The following is a 16,560-nucleotide window of genomic DNA, read 5'->3' as shown; positions in this document are numbered from 1 at the left end:
CGAGACTTGCGGGCCATGCCCGCTAGTCGCAGCGGGGAGGGCAAGACCGCTTACGCACCCCGCGCAGGAACAGAGTCAAAAAGGCCACCCGAATGACCGACAAGAAACCCAAGCTCGTACATCTCAGCCAGCCCCAGCGCGCAACGCTGGAGGGCCTCTCCAACCGCCGCCCCCAACTCCCCACCGACCCCATCCGCGACGAACTCGTCACGCTGGGTCTGGTGGTCAAGCAGGGCGCCAAATGGGCGCTGACCCCGACGGGCAAGAAGGTGCTGGCGGCCAGCTCGAACCGGCGCAACTCGGGCGGGTTTTCGGTTTGAGTGATGCGTTAGCCCGATTCGTCCTCAGCCCACACCTCGGCGAACAAATTAATGTGGCGAATTAGGTTGTGAATTGCGCGAGAGTTGAGCTCACCAAAAATTCTCAATTCGGCACGACAATCTTTTGTGAGAGGCAACACCATTATCTCCCCGCCCGCAGCTTGGGCTGAGGAGGGGGCTGTCTGCACCTGCCCAACGGGTTTTGCAGCCTCGGAGGCTGCAATCGTCTCTATCGACTCAGCATCAATAGCAATTTCAGGTGCTCTAAAGTTGTCGGCAAACGCCAAGCTTTGGCGGAGTGACTTTATGCACTCGTCTGCCGAGTTCTTCTGAAAGCCTAACTCACGAATTAGGAATGCGCGGATCGCTTCATCTGCTTGGGGAACCCTTCCATCAAACCGTCCGAGAATTTCCCCAAATACATCGGGGCTCTTTGAAGCAAGCTGAATAGCATGAGATTTCTCGCTGGGCGTTTCCGGTTCCAAAATTGCGAGAGCCAAGTCAGATATTCTGGTTTTTTCGCCAATTCCTTCAATCAAACCATATTGCCGCAATGCCCCAAGAGCCTTGGCACTTGTACCTGATTTTCCCGAAAAGCCCATCAATCGATAAATCGTTGACGAGTCTACTGAACTCCTATGCACGGAGTCATAAATCGCTTCCGCGTGTCGGAGCGACTCTTCGAGCGATTGGCTTGGAAAGCGAGGGCTGCGGCTTCTATCTCGCGCACTTAAGCTACTCATAGAACTATCCTCCAAAGCTTATTTATTGGAAAACTATCACGACTCACCAAAATTTTCAAGCTCAGGCGAGTCATATAACATGCTGTTTTATAATGGAATTTTCTAGCTAATTTTTCAGGTCCGGGTTAGACTCAGGAAAAATCGAAAGACGCACCATTTTTAACAGCCTAAAATAACGCCCAATTACGGTGATTTTTCTTGACCCACCAGTAGCCCATGACCTATGGCGGAAATGCAAAAGGCGAGAGCCGCATCGCGACTCTCGCCTCCTGATCGGAAATAGGTGTTGGAACCACCTCTTCCTGTCGGGTTGAGGAGTAAACTCCACGCCCGCTTTCAAGCGTGTCGTTACTCCTCAGTTTGCATTCTTGCAACTGTATGGAGTTTAATAACATGAATCACACGACCAAATCTCGCATCGGGACCCGCGCCTCCACTGGTACGATTTGCCCTGAAAGCGGCGTCTGGAAGGTCGAGGGGACGCCCTCCACGACCGCCCCGATCGCCAAGGGCAACCGCATGCCCCCCTACGCCGGCAAAGCCGTCGTCTGGGTGCTGATCCAGTACGCCTAATTGCAGGGCGGGCAGAAATGCCCGCCCTCTTTTTTTGGGAGCAGGCTAATGCCCTACTTTTCTTCCTCGGCAATCCGCGCAGCGGAATACAATCCCGCCAGCCACACCTTGGCGATCACGTTCACCAGCGGTCGTACCTACGACTACTATGGGGTGCCGCAGTATATCTATAACGGCCTGCTGGCGGCGGCATCGAAAGGCGAATATTTCAACGACAACATCCGCGATCAGTACGGTTATCGCTGATCGCGGGGCGGCATGGATGCCGGATCAAGTCCGGCATGACGATGTGAAGAGAAGCATCCGGTTCGGCCTAACCTCGTCACCCCGGACTTGATCCGGGGTCCATCGCCGCCCTAGCCTCCACCCATGCACGCCGACTTCCAGCCCTGCGCCTATATCATGGCGAGCGCGCGGCATGGCACGCTCTACACCGGCGTCACCTCGCACCTGATCCAGCGCATCTGCCAGCACCGCGATGGCAGTTTCGGCGGCTTCACCAAACGCTATGGCGTAAAAACGCTCGTCTGGTTCGAACTCGCCGCGACGATGCACGCCGCGATCACGCGCGAGAAGCAGATCAAGAACTGGCAGCGCAAGTGGAAGATCGGCCTGATCGAGGCGGCGAACCCGGATTGGCGCGATCTGGCGGAGGAGCTGGGATTGCTGCCGCTGGCCGGGTGACGCTGCCCTCCCCTCCTTCGTCATGCCGGACTTGATCCGGCATCCATAACTACGGCCGTGGCATGGACCCCGGATCAAGGCAGAGGAGCCACGTGCCTCGTCCGCGGTGACGACGAGTTGGAGGGCCTTGTCTTGTCGACGCCCGACTGTATGAGGTAGGCAACACAGCAAGGACGCACCCATGCCCCTCACTCTCCTCCTCACCGCCGCGCTGACCGCCGCATCACCCGCTCCCATGCCCACCGGCGAGGCGCTCACCCGCCAGATCGCCGATAACGACGCGCGCCTCTTCTGGGCGGTGTTCGAGGGTTGCGACGCAAAGGCGCTGCCCGACCTCCTCGCCCCCGACTTCCGGATGATCCACGACAAGGGCGGGCTGGTCGAGCCGAGCCGCGATGCGATGATCGCCGACGTGACCAAAAGCTGCGCCGCGCGCCAGCCCGGCGGCGCGCAGGCGGGGTACAGGAATCGCCGCCAACTCGCCCCCGGATCGCGTACGATCCGCACGATGGGCGACTGGGGCGCGCTCGAAGAGGCGGCGCATATCTTCTTCGAATGGAACGCGCGGGACGCCCGCTGGGACATGGTCGGCGGCGCGCGCTACATGCATCTTTGGCAATGGATGCCCGCCGAGGGCCGCTTCCGCCTGTCGCAAAGCTACAGCTACGATCATGCCGCCGCGGCGCCCTATCCCCCCACGCCCGGCGCAGAACCGAAGCGCTAGGCGCCCCACACCCCAAAAGCCCCTGTCCTGCAGCCCCCGGCCATGCCCCAAACTGGCGAATGAGCCACCTCGCCCATCCCCTCGCCCGGCACCACCGCCGTGCAGCGTATCGGCATCCCCGGAGATCCCGATCCGCGATGACGACAAGGCTGAACGTCCCCGAACTTTGGCCCGAACCTTGGCCCGAGCTTTGGCCCGGGCTTCGACGGCGCCCGAACGGCGCCCGCGGCGGTTCAGTTCACCGTCACGCCGACCGGCACCCCGCGCAGGCCCGATGCCGCGAACAGCACCCCGCCGCGCACCGCCTCGACCGAGCCTTCGAGCAGGGGCAGCGGCACCAGCGCGCGCGTGACCTCGCTGTCGTCGTCGACGACCAGCCGCAGCGTGGGGAGGCCCAGCGCGCCGCGATCGATCACCACGTCGCGGATCGCCTCCAGCGGCCAGGACAGGCTGCTGCCGCGGTACAGCCGCGCGCCGTCGTGAAAGATATAGGTGTCGCGCTGGCGCCACAGCCGCCGACAGGTCGAAAGGGCCAACGCCGCGCCGACGATCGCCGCCGACGCCACCGCATCGCCGAACAGGATCGACCAGATCATCTCCCCCACCCCGTCGGCGCGCACCGGCCAGGCCTGCCTCCACACCAGCCCGGCAAGCGCCAGCGCGGCGACCAACTGCCCGGCCAGCAGCGGCTTTCCCTTCAGCCGCGCGATCACGATAGGGTTCCGGTTACGATACTGCATCGCCGGTACAGATAGGGACGACGGACAGGCTGCGCCAGTTTCCTGCGCGCCGTCGCTCGCGGCGCGGGGGCCGGCCGGTCGCGTGGGCCGCCCCTATTCGGCGATCAGCGCGGCGATCGTCGCGGTGTCGGCATATTCGTGCATCGTCGCGACGCGGCCATCCTCGTCGAACTCCCAGCGCGAAAAAAGCTGCAGCGTGCGGGCCTCGCGGCCGTTCGAAAAGGACGCGCGCCACAGCACCGCGGCGCGATGTCCCTCGACGATCGTATCGACACGCTCGATATCGGCGGCATCGAGCAGGTCGGCGAGCCGCTCGATCGCGTCCGATGCGTCGCCCGGCCCGGTCGGATAGCGCGTCATCAGCTCCTCGGCGCCTTCCATCGCATAGGTCGCCCCGTCCGCCCAGATCGCGTTCATCACCTCGATATCGCCCGCCGCGCGCGCGCGGAAGGCCCGGTCGATGGTGGCGATCATCTCCTCGCGTGTCGGCATGGTCCCTCTCCCTCCCATGGAGCGCATCCTATACGCCGAATCGCGTCGCGACGGGAGTCGTCCCCTCGCCGAAACGGAGCGAAGCTGATAGCATGGCGCCATGCGCCGCCCGTTTCGCATCGTCCCTGTCCTCGCCCTCGCCCACGCCTGCGCCGCGCTGGCCCTTTCGGCGCCGGCCCATGCCGAAAGCTGGAATTGCGGCGACCGGATCGAGGAAGGCGGCATCTGGTCGGTCTTCCGCCAAAGCTATCACTCGCCGTTCCAGCCGCCCCGGCCGATCGCCGGCCCGTATCAGATCGTGTCGGGAGGCGGCTTCTACACCGGCTGGTACAACCGCTACGACCGCCTCGACGCGCCCTTCCTCGCGCCCGACGACATGTCGATCAACCTCGACGTGCCGGCGCCGATCAAGCGCGGCACCGCGGTGTTCCAGCGCGCCGGCGCCGCGCCCGTGCGGGTGGCGTTCACGGGATCGTCCTCGCCGCCCGACGGCGGCGCACCCTTCGTCTATATTCGGGTGCGGGACCGCGCCGATATCGCCGCGCTGCTCGCCGCGCACGACTGGACCGTGACGCTGTACGGCGCGAAGGGCCGGCAGGCGGCGCGCGTCGCCTGGCATTTCCCGCTCGACATGGCGGGGCTGCGCGCCCTCCACGCACACCATGTCGTGAACATGCTCGCCAGGCAGCGGGACATCACCGGACTGTGCGAGCGCGACCTTACCGAGGAGGTGATCTGACCTTTGGCGACAGGGTGCCCCGTCCGCGCGGCAGGGCGTCGGCACGGGATGCCCCGCGCCCTTATATCGGCAGGGAAAGGAGACAGTGCATGCAGGCGGTAACCGAAGGCGATCGGCGCAAGGAACTCCATACGCTTCTTGGCCGGATACAGGCGCACCCCGAACGCGACTGGAGCGCGGTGCGGACGCGGATCGCGACACTCAACAAATTGATTGCCCGGGCGCCGCGGACGAACTGAACCGTTTCGCCCGCCACCCACGAAAATGGCCCGCCCCTCCCCGACAGCGGTCGGGAGAGGGCGGGCCAGTTTCAGTGCCGCCGCGCCGGATCGCGCGGGGGCCATCTGATGATCCGGACCTATTCGGCTTCTTCGAACAGGTCGACCGCGTTCGCCGCGTTCGCCGACAGACGAACCGTATCGCCCTCGACCGCCGCCACCAGCCCGGCGGGAAGATAGTGATGCTTGCCATCGCCGCTGTCGGCCTTGGTCAGCTTGATGCGCTCACCGTCGAGATGGTCGACGGTGCCGATATGGACGCCGTCGGCGCCGACGACGGTCATCTGTTCCTTGATCGCGCTATGGTCATGATCGGCCATTTTATGTCTCCTTGCCGCTAGAGGGCCGCTTCAGGGGATGGAAGCGATGTCGATCATACGCACCACCCGCGAGTCGGCTCCATAGCCTTCGACAAAATGCCCGAAAGCCGCGCCGGCTTCCCAACACCGCATCGCAGCGCTACCCTTCGCCGATGCGCAACCTCGCTCCGTTCACCGCGCTGGCGCTGGCCGCTGCGCCGCTTCCCGCCGCCGCCTGTTCGGTCGCCAGCGGGTATCGCGTCCCGACCAATCTCGAACTCGTTGAAGGCGCGGACCTGATCCTGCTCGGCAAAGTCACCTCGGGCGATTTCGCGCCCGACAGCACGCCGCAACAGATGATCGCGGTCGAACCGATCGCGGTTCTGAAGGGCGACCGTCCCGCCGCGCCGATCGCGCTTGCGGCCTCGATCGCGCCCGGCGACGATGCGATCCTCAGCAACCCCTACGAACTGAACGAAGCACATCCGCAAAGCTTCGCCGGCGCCTGCACCCGCACCATGTTCCCCGACGGATCGCGCGTCCTCTTCTTCCTGAGGCGACAGGGCGGCGAATGGCACGAGGCGGGCGGCCCATTCAGCCGCTGGGCCGAAGACGTGATGACCGACGATGCCCCCTGGCTCCAGCTCGTGCGCTTCTATGCCGACGTTGCCGCGCGTCCGGCGGCCGACCGCACCGCCGCACTCATCGCCCGCCGCGACGAACTCGGCGCGCAGGGTGCCGATCCCGTCGCGCAATTGATGGCAGCGGACATCCAGCGCCAGCTCGACGGCCCAAACCGGCCGTTGAAGGACGCCCTGCCCCCACCGCCGCAGGACTAGGGCCGGAACGCTAGCGTCAGGACCCTAGCACCAGGGCTGCCGATAGCCTTCCCAGCGCCGGGCCAGTCCGGCGTCGACCAGCGCGTCGCCGACGCTGGCGCCGCGGCGCCGGACGATCCGCAGCTTGCGATCATATTGGTCGGTATCGCGGTCGATTGTCTCCAGCGTGAAGGCACCTTCATTCAACCAGCCGTGCAGCCGGCGGGTCGCGGCCTCGCCCAGCGCCGCCTCCTCGGCACAGCGGGCCGGATGCGTTTCGGGCGTGTCGATGTCGGCGATGCGATATTTCTCGCCCTCGAACCAGAAGGTGTCGCCATCGACCACGCAATTGCGCCCCCCGCCCCGATGGCACAGGCCAAAGCGCGCCGACAGCCGGTCGGGGGAAGCCGGCGGGGCCACCTCGCCGCGCGGGGGTGGCATCTCCCCTCTAAGCGGCAGCGCCACCGACGCCGCGGCTTCGGGAACATCGCCTTCCATCTGCAAGGCCCCGAACGTGCCGGCGAACCCGCCCGCGACGACCAGAAACAGCCCCAACCCGAACCGGCTTTTGCCGCCCGCGGGGGCAACGCGCGATCGTTTCGCGGAAAATCGACGATTGGCCATTGCGGCCATTCTGCCAGCCGGGGCTTAGCAAAGTGCGAACGACCTGCTCCGCAACGCGGTCCTGCCCGGCCAACCCTGTCCGCCGTGGCACCGCTTCGCACGGAACGGCCGTCAGGCCGCGGCGGCAAGCACCTTGTTCTCGATGATCCGAATGAAGACCTCGGGATCCTGCGCGCCGGGGATCAGCATCCGCCCGCCGAGAATGAAAGCGGGAACGCCCGTCACATTCTGGTCGGCCCAATATCCTTCTTCGGCGCGGACCATCTCGCCAAACTCGTCGCCCGCAAGGATCGCCTCCGCCTTCTGGCGATCGAGCCCGACCGACGCCGCGATATCGACCAGCGTCGCGTGATCGCCAACGTCGCGGTTGTCGGTGAAATGGGCACGGAACAGCGCGAGTTTCAGCGCCGTCTGCACGCCGGTCGCGCTTTGCTGGTCGGGCGATTCAAGCGCGCCCGCCCAGGTCAGCAACCGGTGCGCATCGAAGCTGTTGCGCATCCGGAAACCCGGGCCCCGGTTGAACGCAAAACCCAATTCGGTGGCGATGCCGCCCATCTTGCCGCTGTTCGCACGGCTCTGCTCCGCGGTGACGCCATATTTGCGCATGACATGCTCCGCGGCGTCCTCGCCCTCGGGCTGCATGTCGGGATTGAGCTCGAACGGATGCCACTGGACGCGAAACGCCAGTCGCCCTTCGAAATGCGCCATCACCTTTTCGAACTTCAGCCAGCCGATGATGCACCAGGGGCACATCACATCGGACACGATATCGACTGACAGGCGCGGCACGTCGTTCACGGCAAAATCTCCCGCCGGCACGGCCACGCCCTGCCTTCCAAAACTCAGGTCGACGGCGTCCGCCGATCCTTGCCTGTCCGACGGTCGCCCTGGCGCCGCTCGGGTCCGGCATAGTCGGGATCGTCGGCCACCCTGCGATCCGCTGCGCGCCGGTCTGCCGGTCTGCGCGATTTTTCCACGGACATACGCTTCTCCCCTCCAACCAAAGGAAACAGAAGCGACCCGCCGCCAGTTACTCACACTCCTGTCAAAAACACAAGGCGGCGGCGGTTTTGGGGTGGAGAGCGGACATCGAAAATCATTCACAGGACCTCAGGTATCTGACGGTGTCAACGCAGCGGTCGGTCAGGGTGCGGGAGAAAAAATCTTCTCCGAATTTGGATATCCATTCTGATTTACTATCGGGAAGTGCATTCAGGAGGTCGCGAATCTTCCCAAAAAAGTTCCGGTCGACTTCGCCCTCGATGATCTCCGAGCCAGTGATGGTCGACGGAAAATTCGCCGTTGGCATGAAGGTCACAAAGCCGCCAAATTTAAATCGCTTTGACGGTGGACGCAGACGTTCGAGATCTGCCTCGAAAATCACTATCAGATCGCCCGCGACTCTTCGATACTGCGCGTTTCCTCCGAGCATTCTGCTCGAATGGGGAGAAAGCATCTTCAAGGTTTCTCTGCGCTCGAAGACGAGGCAGTCACAATGCTGAAACGAGATTACCTCTAATCCGCCCTGAATTGCGAGCTGGGCGGTAAGCTTCCGCTGCATTACCCTTTTCCCAAATGCTACCGACGCAGCCTTATGGGGCGCAGAGCGAATGTCCACAACCGGTCGATTGCCGTCAATGCATCCGGAGTGGGAGCGAAAGGCAGGAACGGCGTGGGATGCGGTTCGTCCTTCACCTTCGTCATCCCGGACTTGATCCGGGATCCACAGCAGCACTGCAGAAATGGATCCCGGATCAAGTCCGGGATGACGATAAGGAATATCTTTCCTGTCGCGCAGCGATGGGGAGGAATTCTTACCCGCAACCGGCCGAACAGCCGCCGCCCCCTTTGCGCTCAGTGCACGGTATCGGGCGGCACCTCCGCCACCACGGCGGGCCGCGACAGCACCCACCAGCTTCCCGCCATCAGCGCCACCGACAGCGCTTCGATGATCATCGCCTGCACGATCCCCGAATTGACCGGATCGCCGCTCGCCACGCCGAACAGCCGGCCCGCCAGTGCGGTTCCATAAAGCGCGGCGGGGACAAGCAGCGCGCGCAGCCATCCCGGCACCAGCGCGCCGATCGCCGCTGCACCCGACGCGACGAGGAAGAAGGACGACAGGTCGGCGCGGATCGTGTTGGTCGCCGGGCCATCGACGATGATGCCGAACGTCTCGGTATAGCTCGCCGGGTCTAGCAACCCCCGCGCTCCGACGATCAGGAAGAAAAGCGCCCACAACAGGACGGCGCCGCGCAAGACCCAGTTGACCATCGATCGTCTCCCTCTGTTGCCCGCAGGCTGCGGCATCGTCGGGAAAAGTGCAATCTATTCTGCGGGGGCAATCATTTCGCGGGGAACGTCTCGTCGATCCAGCCGCCGCCCAGCACGCGGCTTTCGTCGGCCGCGTCGTACAGCACCGCCGCCTGTCCCGGCGCCACGCCATATTCGGGCGCCGCGAAGACCAGCCGGTCGCCCGCGACCTGCGCCGGCACCGGCCTCGCCATGCTGCGCACCTTCGCCAGCACGGAACGGCCCTCGACCTCGGCAAGCCAGTTGGCTTCGGTCAGTCGCGCGCCCGATACGGCAAGCGCGCGGCGCGGTCCGACCACGACCTCCTGCTTTGCCGCGTCGAGGCGCACGACGTACAGCGGCTCGGCCTGCCCGCCGATCTCGATCCCGCGCCGCTGGCCGACCGTATAGTGGATCAGGCCCTTGTGCGCGCCCAGCACCGTGCCATCGACATGGACGATCGCGCCCTGATCGTCCGCCTCGGGGCGCAGTTTGCGGACCAGCGTCGCATAATCGCCGTCGGGGACGAAACAGATGTCCTGGCTGTCGGGCTTGCCCGCGACACCCAGACCCAGGTCGCGCGCGATCTCGCGAACGACGCTCTTCTCCAGCCCGCCCAGCGGAAAGCGCAGGAAGTCGAGCTGATCCTGCGTCGTTGCGAACAGGAAATAGCTCTGGTCGCGCGCCGGATCGACCGCGCGGTGCAGTTCGGCGCCGGCGGGTCCCATGATGCGCCGGACATAATGGCCGGTCGCCAGACAGTCGGCGCCCAGATCCTTCGCCAACTTGAACAGGTCTGTGAACTTAACACCCATGTTGCAGCGCACGCAGGGGATCGGCGTGCGGCCCGCAAGATATTCGTCGGCGAACTGGTCGATCACCGTGTCGCGAAAGCGGCTTTCATGGTCGTGGACATGATGCGCGAAGCCCAGGCGGTCGGCGACCGCCCGCGCATCGCGGATATCCTGCCCCGCGCAGCACGCACCGACGCGCTTTGCCTTCGCGCCATGATCATAGAGCTGGAGCGTCACCCCGATGACCTCGGCGCCCGACCGCGCGGCCAGTGCCGCGACGACGCTCGAATCGACTCCGCCCGACATCGCGACGACGATTCGGCGGTCCTTCAGGGGTCCACTTAACTGAAAGTCGGCCTGCGCAGAGGCGGCTGGGGCGGAAATCATGTCGATCATGGTCGGCGCCATCTAGGGATGCGGACCCGAAAATGCCAGCTTTTCTGCGCCGCCTGTCAAGATATTGACGCAAGTTAAGCTTCGCTAACAGGTGCTGAAACAGGCATTTACGGGACCTTAGGCCCTCGGCGCTAGACCGGCAGCATGAACGCTAACCCGTCAAATATCCCGCAGCTCTCCGGCGCGGCAGGCCTGGAAAGCCCCGGCTTCGATATCCTGCTGGCGGTATCGGCGGCGCGGCAGGCGGCGCTGCCGACGGTGCGGATGCTGAAAGCGCAGGCGACTCGCGCGGTGCATGCGGAGCGGGTTAACGCCCTCAGCCATTTTCTGGCCGCGGCCCCTGCGGCGACCGAACAGGACGCCGTTCGGCCGGTTCGTTTCTTCGATCTGTCCGACGAAGCGAACGACCTGCCCGAAACTATGAATAGCCTGTTTACCAGAGGGTTTCAGCCGATGTTGAACTCCGCTGATATAGAGCCTTGGGGGTCGGTCCAACCGATCCCCCACGACGAAGACAATATGGAATGAACATGATCGAGAATCAGAAAATCCGGCCCGCTCAGGTTATCGGTCCGCTCGGCGAACCGCTGACGCTCGATTCGCTGCCGCCGCCGACGACGACCCGCTGGGTTGTGCGCCGCAAGGCAGAGGTCGTCGCGGCGGTCAACGGCGGGCTGCTGACCGTTGACGAAGTCTGCGAACGCTACGGCCTGACGCTCGAGGAATTCGCCGGCTGGCAGCGGTCGATCGACCGCAGCGGCATGCCGGGGCTGCGCGTCACGCGCATCCAGCACTATCGCGACCTCTACGAGCGCCAGCAGCGCTTCTGAGAGCGGAAGGACGCACCCGCAAGGGTTATCGGGAGGGCGCCTGCGGGCGCCCTCTTTTTTGCGCCGCGCCGATGCCGCGGATTTCCGCCAAAAACCCGTGCGGGATTCGGGAATTCGACCCCGCCCGTGCAACTCCGAGGGCTGCCCGGCGTTGAGCGCCTGAGTCAATCATTGGAGAGAACTCGATATGCGCAAGACGATCATCGCCCTTACCGCCGCCTCGGCCCTCGCGCTCGGCGCCTGCCAGAGCAAGCAGGCCGATCAGGTCGAGGACCAGGCCGAAGCCAAGGCCGACGCCATCGACGCCCAGGCCGACGCGATGCCCGAAGGCCCCGCCAAGGAAGCGACCGAAGCCCGGGCCGACGCGGTCGAAGCGGCCGGCGAGGAAAAGGCGAACGCCATCGACGACAAGGGCGAGATCGCCCCGTCGGAAGTCGGCAAGACCCCGGCCGCCGACCCCGCGAAGAAATAAGCCTGTCCCGAAAGGACAGCAAAAAGGGCGCCGGACCTGTCCCGGCGCCCTTTTTCGTGCCTGCGGAGCCAGCATCCGCACCATTTTCGATTTTTGTGATCCATGTCACCGCGCCGTCATGGCGCCCGGTCTAAACGCCGGGCGTGGGGAGGCGATGCTTCGGCCGCAACCTTACACTCTCCCGCCGCGAGAAGCGACCCCTCGCGGCGGGAGAGACCAGCCGCTACGCCCCCAATTGCGCCAGCACATCCTGCACCCCGCGCGCGTCGGTATCGGCACGCAGCGCCGCCAGCGCGCGCCCGACATCGAGGGCATATTCCGCCACCCCCGCGCTCTCGCTCTTCCAGCTTGCGCCCAGCGCATGAACCAGGCTCACCGCCGCCCGATTTTCCGACAGCGTATGAACGTCGAGCACCGCCAGCCCTGCGGCACGGCAATCGACGAGCAGCGCCGCCGTCATCATCCGCGCCAGCCCCTTGCCGTGAAAGGCGTCGAGCACCGCGACCGAATATTCGCCGACGCGCCGCTCCGTCCCATCCGCCTCGTCGGGATAGCGCACGGCATGGACCGCGCCGATCGCGGGCTCCCCCGGGCAGTCGCTGCAGATCGCGCCCCACGCGATATGGTCGTGCCCGTCGACTGCGGCGAGCCGGTGCAGCACCTCGTCGGGAAGCGCCGGCGCCGCGGAGAAAAAGCGCAGATACCGGGCGCCGTCGGACAGCTTCGCGATCCCCTCGCGGATCAGCGCTTCGTCGTCGGGGGTAATCGTGCGCAGGCACACCGCCGTGCCGTCATTCAGCACGCTATGCACGACAATGCCGTCGAGCGGGCGGGCGCGGGCATGGGCCACGGGCATATCCCCTTTGTACAGCGGTCGCGGCGGGCGGGCTGCGACCCATGCAGGCTAACCGGCCGCGCCGCGCCCCGCAACCTCGCTCCCGCCGTCGCTGCAACATCCCCGACGGTGCGAAGCCCGATCGGCGATCCGATGAAATATTGGGAAATGTTGAAAGTCGCGCGAATCTTAACAGGATAGGCCGGGGGCATCGAAACCGGATAAAAGGTCGCCTCCTTGCACAATGCCCCCCTGTCTCCCGCCACCCCCGGCGCCCTCCCGCTGGACGACCTCCCGCCCGAAGAGGCCGCATTGGTCGCGGTCGCGCCCCACGTCGAAAGCTTTGGCGAGCGACTCGCGCGGCTGCGCCGGATCGCCGCGCTGACGCAGGCCGATCTGGCGCAGCGGCTGGGCGTCAGCATGACCGCGGTCTGCTATTGGGAACAGGACCGGTCGCAGCCGAAACGCGCGCGGCTGCATGCGCTCGCCAGCGCGCTCGAGGTCGGGTTGTCCACGCTGACCGAACCCGCCCGCGCGCCCGCACCGCAGGATTTTCAACATCTGGTCGCCCGCGCACGGATAGAGATCGCAAAGGCCGCCGGAATCGCCCCCGAAAAAGTAAAGATCGTCATCGAGGTCTGACGCCCCTCCCCACGCGCCCCTCCCCGCGTCCCGCACGATTCGCTTTCCTACATTGTTCCCATATGGTTCGTTGATGCAAATTTATCGAACCACAGGAGCAAATATGTCGCAGGAAATCCTCCCGCCGCTGCCTCTTCCGACGCCGGCCGACCCCGATCCGGCGGACCGGACGGCGATCGACGACTTGCCCGAGGAGCTGGAATTCACGCCCGTCGCGCGCCAGAGCAAGCGCTGGACCGGGATAACCGCGACGAAGCAGCGCCTCTTCATCGCCCGGCTCGCCGCGACCGGCGCGGTCAGCATGGCGGCGAAGGCGATCGGCCACAGCACGTCCGCGCTCTACCAGCTGCGCAAGCGCGCCGGCGCGGAGAGCTTCGCCGCGGCATGGGACCGCGCGGTCGAGGCGGGCGCGCGCCGCGTCGCCGATCTGCTCATGGAATATGCCATCTATGGCGTGCCCGAGACGATCTCGAAGCGAGGACAGGTCATCCTCGAGCGGCGCCGCCCGAACATTCGCGCGATGCAGCATATCGCCGCCAGCCGCTTTCCCGAGAATTTCGGCAGCATCGACCCCGTCGATGGTCGCCCCGCCAGCGCGATCCCGCACGCGGTCCGCCGCCTGCGCGAGAAATGGCGCGCCGAGTGGGAAGCCGAGCGGCGGGCCGCGATGGTCGAACACAACCGGCGCGCCAGGCGGCAGGAGACCGACCTCGACGACCGCCTTCGCGTCATCCGCACCGCCTATCAGCGCAAGATCTCGCACGACCCGGTCAAGCGCGCCGCATGGGACATGCTCACCGGCCCCGGCACCGACTGGGACGCGGTGCGCAAAGAGGACGCCTATACGAACCCGCAGAAGCATGAATGGCACATGTTCCACCCCGACATGATCATCCCGCTGGCCGCAGGGTCCGGCAATATCGACTGGGATGCGGAGGAAGGCGGCGACCTGTCGAGCCCGAACCCGCCCCCCGCCGACTACGTCCCCGGGACCGAGGGCGGCGCGGAGGACGAAATCTGGTTTGAACGCTATGCGGACGATCTGATCGAAGGCGAAGCCGGCGAGAGCGACCCCGCCCCCACAACCGCCGGCACCCCCACAACCGCCGACACACCGGCAACCGTCAAGCTCACCCGCGGCGACATGCGCCTCGCCGCCCACACCCTGCGCGAACGCGCCGAGTCCTGGCAAGCTGCGCGCCAGCCGATCTACCAGCACCCCCACGGCTTCCTCGCCAACACGACGCTGCGGGGCGGCGACACGGGCCGCGAACGCGACGGCACCCGCCGCCGCATCGAACACACGATCGCCGCACTGGAACGCGAATGGAACGCCGCCTACAGCGAAGAAAGCTGGGCGGCGTGGAAGGCAGGGCGGGCGGCGAACGGCGACCCCGTCAACGCCGCCGTCGACACGAACCAGCCGCAGCCGGCAGGCGAAGCATGAGCCCCCTCGACGACGCCCGCGCGGGCCGCATCGCCGCCCGCTTCGCCCGCACCGTAGCGATCGAATGGATCCAGCCGCGCGAACCCGACGGCAGCTGGATCGACTACCCCGACTTCGAGCCCGGCAGGACGCAAACCCGCCTGTCGGTCGGCCGCCCGATCCACAAAGACGACTGCATCAAAGCCCTCGCCGGATCGGCGATGCTTGTTGGCGGCAAGGATTTGCGGATAAGCGGCATCGTCGAAATTCCGGCGCGATGCGCGGTGCGGATCGCGCGCTCGGAGGAAAAATGAACGTCCAGTCGGATCGCCAATGACATCTACGGCGGCAGCAATGCGGCCAATTGATCGCGCAGTTCCTTGCCGCCGTTGCGGATCGCGAGGCGTAAGTGATGGTCCTCAGGGTGATGCGTGACCTCGCAGCCTTTGGCCTTTTGCTTTTCGGTTCGCTTGCGTTTGGCGAACACGTCAGAGACCTTGGGGCCGATGCGGGGGTCGGCGCGAGCGGCGCAATCAAGGCGGAGGATGACCTCCGCAGTTTCCATATTGCCTGTTCCGGTCACTTCGTCAGCCCAATCTTGACCGAAAAGCAACGCACCATAATCGAGCATGTCACGCATCGCGTCATTTACATCGTGCGATTGTAGAGTCAGATCGAGCAAGTCCGCCGAATGGAAGAACCCATTACGCCGCACTCGCCGAGCTTCGATGCGGGCAAGGATAGTCGCTGTGGCAGGAAGCGCGGCACGCACTTCTGACGTTACTGTCCTGAACGACTTAAATCGGCCGTTGCCCTGTGCATCCGACCACCCCGGATTTTGCATAATCAAATACAGCTTGCTCGCCAATTCGCAGCAATCATCTGCGAGAATGAACGCGACCTTATTGAACTGCCGCCCGGTGCGGCCGGCCAGATAGATGTCAAGCGCTGCATCGACTTCGGCGACAAGATTGCGAAGTTTCGTCATTCCGCCGGCCCCAGCAGTGCATCCTCGAACGCCTGACGCGCCGCCGCCCACCCTACGCGAGCCTCGGCGCGCAAGCGGTGCGCCTCGGTGCGGCGGCGATCGACTTCGGCGGCAATAGTCTTTTGGACGGCAGGTGACGGGACGGGGATGACCAATTCGGCAACATCCTCAGGCGCCAACCGAGGGTGGGTGTTGCCGGTCATCATTCGAACGGTCTGTGTCAACGTTGGCGAAGCGCGCAACGCTGCCGCCAGATAGTCCGAGGACTCAATGCGTCCACCAGAGGACAGACGCAAAACGTGAAATTCAGGAGAACAGACACCAGGCCGATCGGCAACCCAAACCTTGTTGAGATAAGGCCTCAGCTTGGCAAACAGGACATCACCGGTATTGAAGACGGACACCATTCCGCCAACCTCTTCCTCAGCGTCAATAAATTCGCCCGTGTTGGAGCGGATATTGGCAAGGCCGACATAGGTCGTATCGTCAGTCGAAATGGCGCGCTGATTGCGAATGAAATCCACCAAATTGCCTAGTAGATCGGCGCCCAGACGTCGAAGTTCCTCGACGGCATGGCGACGATCAGGGCGATAGTAATTCGGAAACATTTTGCCACCGCTACGCAAAGACGACCTGCTAATAGCAAATGGCGTGTCGTCATGGGTCGGCAACATTGTCATGCCCAGCTCCGCCAAAATGAAGGCATCAAGTGTCAAACGGCGTTCAAAAGGGACCCCCGATCGGCGTCGAAGAGGGACCCCCTTTTCGGATAATATGATGCTGGTTTGTTGAAGATGGCCTTGCGCTGCGTGCGGCGGAGGGCGGGCGTAGCCCGACCGGAGGCGCGCGCA

Annotated in this window: 26 protein-coding genes; 14 read left to right on the top strand and 12 right to left on the bottom strand. The window is 64.8% G+C overall.

Features of this window, described 5'->3' with window-relative positions:
- The first annotated feature begins 92 nt into the window (after positions 1–92).
- Positions 93–320 carry a hypothetical protein gene (locus JNM03_RS03810; protein WP_294034513.1) on the top strand — a complete coding sequence of 76 codons (228 nt, stop codon included), beginning with the start codon at positions 93–95 and terminating at the stop codon, positions 318–320.
- Positions 321–328: 8 nt separating this feature from the next.
- Here the strand turns inward: JNM03_RS03810 and JNM03_RS03805 are convergent, their stop codons facing one another.
- Complete coding sequence (locus JNM03_RS03805; RefSeq protein WP_294034511.1) at positions 329–925, bottom strand: hypothetical protein; 597 nt, start codon at positions 923–925, stop codon at positions 329–331.
- A gap of 531 nt (positions 926–1,456) precedes the next feature.
- Here JNM03_RS03805 and JNM03_RS03800 point away from each other — a divergent pair.
- The 4 genes from JNM03_RS03800 to JNM03_RS03785 all read left to right on the top strand — a co-directional run bounded on the left by JNM03_RS03800 (position 1,457) and on the right by JNM03_RS03785 (position 3,044).
- Positions 1,457–1,636 (top strand): hypothetical protein, encoded by a 180-nt coding sequence (locus JNM03_RS03800; RefSeq protein ID WP_294034509.1) that lies wholly within the window; start codon positions 1,457–1,459, stop codon positions 1,634–1,636.
- Positions 1,637–1,684: 48 nt separating this feature from the next.
- Positions 1,685–1,882, top strand: coding sequence for a KTSC domain-containing protein (locus JNM03_RS03795; protein ID WP_294034507.1), 198 nt, complete (start codon positions 1,685–1,687; stop codon positions 1,880–1,882).
- A 123-nt stretch (positions 1,883–2,005) separates the two neighbouring features.
- The gene (locus JNM03_RS03790; protein ID WP_294034505.1) at positions 2,006–2,320 is read left to right on the top strand and encodes a GIY-YIG nuclease family protein; all 315 of its coding nucleotides are present in this window, start codon (positions 2,006–2,008) and stop codon (positions 2,318–2,320) included.
- Between the two features lie 181 nt (positions 2,321–2,501).
- Positions 2,502–3,044 carry a DUF4440 domain-containing protein gene (locus tag JNM03_RS03785; RefSeq protein ID WP_294034503.1) on the top strand — a complete coding sequence of 181 codons (543 nt, stop codon included), beginning with the start codon at positions 2,502–2,504 and terminating at the stop codon, positions 3,042–3,044.
- 233 nt (positions 3,045–3,277) lie between these two features.
- On the opposite strand, the gene JNM03_RS03780 is transcribed toward JNM03_RS03785, so the two are convergent.
- Both JNM03_RS03780 and JNM03_RS03775 read right to left on the bottom strand, forming a co-directional pair.
- On the bottom strand, positions 3,278–3,784 hold the full coding sequence (locus tag JNM03_RS03780; RefSeq protein WP_294034501.1) for a hypothetical protein: 507 nt from the start codon (positions 3,782–3,784) through the stop codon (positions 3,278–3,280).
- 93 nt (positions 3,785–3,877) lie between these two features.
- Positions 3,878–4,276, bottom strand: coding sequence for a nuclear transport factor 2 family protein (locus JNM03_RS03775; RefSeq protein ID WP_294034500.1), 399 nt, complete (start codon positions 4,274–4,276; stop codon positions 3,878–3,880).
- A gap of 100 nt (positions 4,277–4,376) precedes the next feature.
- Between JNM03_RS03775 and JNM03_RS03770 the strand changes: the two genes are divergently transcribed.
- A complete protein-coding gene (locus JNM03_RS03770; RefSeq protein ID WP_294034499.1) occupies positions 4,377–5,015 on the top strand; it encodes a hypothetical protein in 639 nt (212 codons plus the stop codon).
- 89 nt (positions 5,016–5,104) lie between these two features.
- Positions 5,105–5,254 (top strand): hypothetical protein, encoded by a 150-nt coding sequence (locus tag JNM03_RS03765; protein ID WP_294034498.1) that lies wholly within the window; start codon positions 5,105–5,107, stop codon positions 5,252–5,254.
- Positions 5,255–5,373: 119 nt separating this feature from the next.
- Here the strand turns inward: JNM03_RS03765 and JNM03_RS03760 are convergent, their stop codons facing one another.
- Complete coding sequence (locus JNM03_RS03760) at positions 5,374–5,613, bottom strand: DUF2171 domain-containing protein (protein WP_294034496.1); 240 nt, start codon at positions 5,611–5,613, stop codon at positions 5,374–5,376.
- A gap of 152 nt (positions 5,614–5,765) precedes the next feature.
- Between JNM03_RS03760 and JNM03_RS03755 the strand changes: the two genes are divergently transcribed.
- Entirely contained in the window at positions 5,766–6,431 is a 666-nt protein-coding gene (locus tag JNM03_RS03755; RefSeq protein ID WP_294034494.1) for a hypothetical protein, read from the top strand.
- Positions 6,432–6,455: 24 nt separating this feature from the next.
- Here the strand turns inward: JNM03_RS03755 and JNM03_RS03750 are convergent, their stop codons facing one another.
- The 5 genes from JNM03_RS03750 to mnmA all read right to left on the bottom strand — a co-directional run bounded on the left by JNM03_RS03750 (position 6,456) and on the right by mnmA (position 10,528).
- Positions 6,456–7,034 carry a thermonuclease family protein gene (locus JNM03_RS03750; RefSeq protein ID WP_294034493.1) on the bottom strand — a complete coding sequence of 193 codons (579 nt, stop codon included), beginning with the start codon at positions 7,032–7,034 and terminating at the stop codon, positions 6,456–6,458.
- A gap of 111 nt (positions 7,035–7,145) precedes the next feature.
- Positions 7,146–7,832, bottom strand: coding sequence for a DsbA family oxidoreductase (locus JNM03_RS03745; protein WP_294034491.1), 687 nt, complete (start codon positions 7,830–7,832; stop codon positions 7,146–7,148).
- Positions 7,833–8,130: 298 nt separating this feature from the next.
- Entirely contained in the window at positions 8,131–8,946 is an 816-nt protein-coding gene (locus tag JNM03_RS03740) for a hypothetical protein (protein ID WP_294034489.1), read from the bottom strand.
- The gene (locus JNM03_RS03735) at positions 8,889–9,308 is read right to left on the bottom strand and encodes a hypothetical protein (RefSeq protein ID WP_294034488.1); all 420 of its coding nucleotides are present in this window, start codon (positions 9,306–9,308) and stop codon (positions 8,889–8,891) included. Before JNM03_RS03735 ends, JNM03_RS03740 begins: the two co-directional genes overlap by 58 nt.
- Before the next feature lie 71 nt (positions 9,309–9,379).
- Complete coding sequence (mnmA, locus tag JNM03_RS03730) at positions 9,380–10,528, bottom strand: tRNA 2-thiouridine(34) synthase MnmA (RefSeq protein ID WP_294034486.1); 1,149 nt, start codon at positions 10,526–10,528, stop codon at positions 9,380–9,382.
- Between the two features lie 132 nt (positions 10,529–10,660).
- Here mnmA and JNM03_RS03725 point away from each other — a divergent pair, with 132 nt between their 5' ends.
- From JNM03_RS03725 to JNM03_RS03715, 3 genes are all read left to right on the top strand, one after another.
- A complete protein-coding gene (locus JNM03_RS03725; protein ID WP_294034484.1) occupies positions 10,661–11,044 on the top strand; it encodes a hypothetical protein in 384 nt (127 codons plus the stop codon).
- 2 nt (positions 11,045–11,046) lie between these two features.
- Complete coding sequence (locus JNM03_RS03720; RefSeq protein WP_294034483.1) at positions 11,047–11,346, top strand: DUF1153 domain-containing protein; 300 nt, start codon at positions 11,047–11,049, stop codon at positions 11,344–11,346.
- A 187-nt stretch (positions 11,347–11,533) separates the two neighbouring features.
- Positions 11,534–11,818 (top strand): hypothetical protein, encoded by a 285-nt coding sequence (locus JNM03_RS03715; protein WP_294034481.1) that lies wholly within the window; start codon positions 11,534–11,536, stop codon positions 11,816–11,818.
- Positions 11,819–12,041: 223 nt separating this feature from the next.
- On the opposite strand, the gene JNM03_RS03710 is transcribed toward JNM03_RS03715, so the two are convergent.
- Entirely contained in the window at positions 12,042–12,668 is a 627-nt protein-coding gene (locus JNM03_RS03710; protein ID WP_294034480.1) for a GNAT family N-acetyltransferase, read from the bottom strand.
- Between the two features lie 222 nt (positions 12,669–12,890).
- On the opposite strand from JNM03_RS03710, the gene JNM03_RS03705 reads away from it, so the two are divergent.
- From JNM03_RS03705 to JNM03_RS03695, 3 genes are all read left to right on the top strand, one after another.
- Positions 12,891–13,295: a helix-turn-helix transcriptional regulator gene (locus JNM03_RS03705; RefSeq protein WP_294034478.1), complete on the top strand. Its 405-nt coding sequence runs from the start codon at positions 12,891–12,893 to the stop codon at positions 13,293–13,295.
- Positions 13,296–13,398: 103 nt separating this feature from the next.
- A complete protein-coding gene (locus tag JNM03_RS03700) occupies positions 13,399–14,742 on the top strand; it encodes a hypothetical protein (RefSeq protein WP_294034476.1) in 1,344 nt (447 codons plus the stop codon).
- Entirely contained in the window at positions 14,739–15,035 is a 297-nt protein-coding gene (locus JNM03_RS03695) for a hypothetical protein (protein WP_294034474.1), read from the top strand. Before JNM03_RS03700 ends, JNM03_RS03695 begins: the two co-directional genes overlap by 4 nt.
- A gap of 26 nt (positions 15,036–15,061) precedes the next feature.
- Here JNM03_RS03695 and JNM03_RS03690 read toward each other — a convergent pair whose 3' ends face one another.
- A complete protein-coding gene (locus JNM03_RS03690) occupies positions 15,062–15,709 on the bottom strand; it encodes a hypothetical protein (protein ID WP_294034472.1) in 648 nt (215 codons plus the stop codon).
- Positions 15,706–16,425, bottom strand: a complete 720-nt coding sequence (locus tag JNM03_RS03685) for a hypothetical protein (protein WP_294034471.1) — start codon at positions 16,423–16,425, stop codon at positions 15,706–15,708. Before JNM03_RS03685 ends, JNM03_RS03690 begins: the two co-directional genes overlap by 4 nt.
- Between the last annotated feature and the right edge of the window lie 135 nt (positions 16,426–16,560).

This window comes from Sphingopyxis sp. (assembly GCF_016793825.1).
Lineage (GTDB): Bacteria > Pseudomonadota > Alphaproteobacteria > Sphingomonadales > Sphingomonadaceae > Sphingopyxis.
Note: the sequence above shows the minus strand (reverse complement) of the source record. Positions and strands in the feature narration are given on the sequence as shown.

Coding starts and splice junctions, on each gene's coding strand:
- JNM03_RS03770 (WP_294034499.1), top strand. CDS start 4,377: ATGCGCCGCCCGTTTCGCATCGTCCCTGTCCTCGCCCTCGCCCACGCC.
- JNM03_RS03725 (WP_294034484.1), top strand. CDS start 10,661: ATGAACGCTAACCCGTCAAATATCCCGCAGCTCTCCGGCGCGGCAGGC.
- JNM03_RS03790 (WP_294034505.1), top strand. CDS start 2,006: ATGCACGCCGACTTCCAGCCCTGCGCCTATATCATGGCGAGCGCGCGG.
- JNM03_RS03755 (WP_294034494.1), top strand. CDS start 5,766: ATGCGCAACCTCGCTCCGTTCACCGCGCTGGCGCTGGCCGCTGCGCCG.
- JNM03_RS03700 (WP_294034476.1), top strand. CDS start 13,399: ATGTCGCAGGAAATCCTCCCGCCGCTGCCTCTTCCGACGCCGGCCGAC.
- JNM03_RS03775 (WP_294034500.1), bottom strand. CDS start 4,276: ATGCCGACACGCGAGGAGATGATCGCCACCATCGACCGGGCCTTCCGC.
- JNM03_RS03800 (WP_294034509.1), top strand. CDS start 1,457: ATGAATCACACGACCAAATCTCGCATCGGGACCCGCGCCTCCACTGGT.
- JNM03_RS03785 (WP_294034503.1), top strand. CDS start 2,502: ATGCCCCTCACTCTCCTCCTCACCGCCGCGCTGACCGCCGCATCACCC.
- JNM03_RS03720 (WP_294034483.1), top strand. CDS start 11,047: ATGATCGAGAATCAGAAAATCCGGCCCGCTCAGGTTATCGGTCCGCTC.
- JNM03_RS03690 (WP_294034472.1), bottom strand. CDS start 15,709: ATGACGAAACTTCGCAATCTTGTCGCCGAAGTCGATGCAGCGCTTGAC.
- JNM03_RS03765 (WP_294034498.1), top strand. CDS start 5,105: ATGCAGGCGGTAACCGAAGGCGATCGGCGCAAGGAACTCCATACGCTT.
- JNM03_RS03715 (WP_294034481.1), top strand. CDS start 11,534: ATGCGCAAGACGATCATCGCCCTTACCGCCGCCTCGGCCCTCGCGCTC.
- mnmA (WP_294034486.1), bottom strand. CDS start 10,528: ATGGCGCCGACCATGATCGACATGATTTCCGCCCCAGCCGCCTCTGCG.
- JNM03_RS03810 (WP_294034513.1), top strand. CDS start 93: ATGACCGACAAGAAACCCAAGCTCGTACATCTCAGCCAGCCCCAGCGC.
- JNM03_RS03750 (WP_294034493.1), bottom strand. CDS start 7,034: ATGGCCAATCGTCGATTTTCCGCGAAACGATCGCGCGTTGCCCCCGCG.
- JNM03_RS03760 (WP_294034496.1), bottom strand. CDS start 5,613: ATGGCCGATCATGACCATAGCGCGATCAAGGAACAGATGACCGTCGTC.
- JNM03_RS03695 (WP_294034474.1), top strand. CDS start 14,739: ATGAGCCCCCTCGACGACGCCCGCGCGGGCCGCATCGCCGCCCGCTTC.
- JNM03_RS03795 (WP_294034507.1), top strand. CDS start 1,685: ATGCCCTACTTTTCTTCCTCGGCAATCCGCGCAGCGGAATACAATCCC.
- JNM03_RS03780 (WP_294034501.1), bottom strand. CDS start 3,784: ATGCAGTATCGTAACCGGAACCCTATCGTGATCGCGCGGCTGAAGGGA.
- JNM03_RS03735 (WP_294034488.1), bottom strand. CDS start 9,308: ATGGTCAACTGGGTCTTGCGCGGCGCCGTCCTGTTGTGGGCGCTTTTC.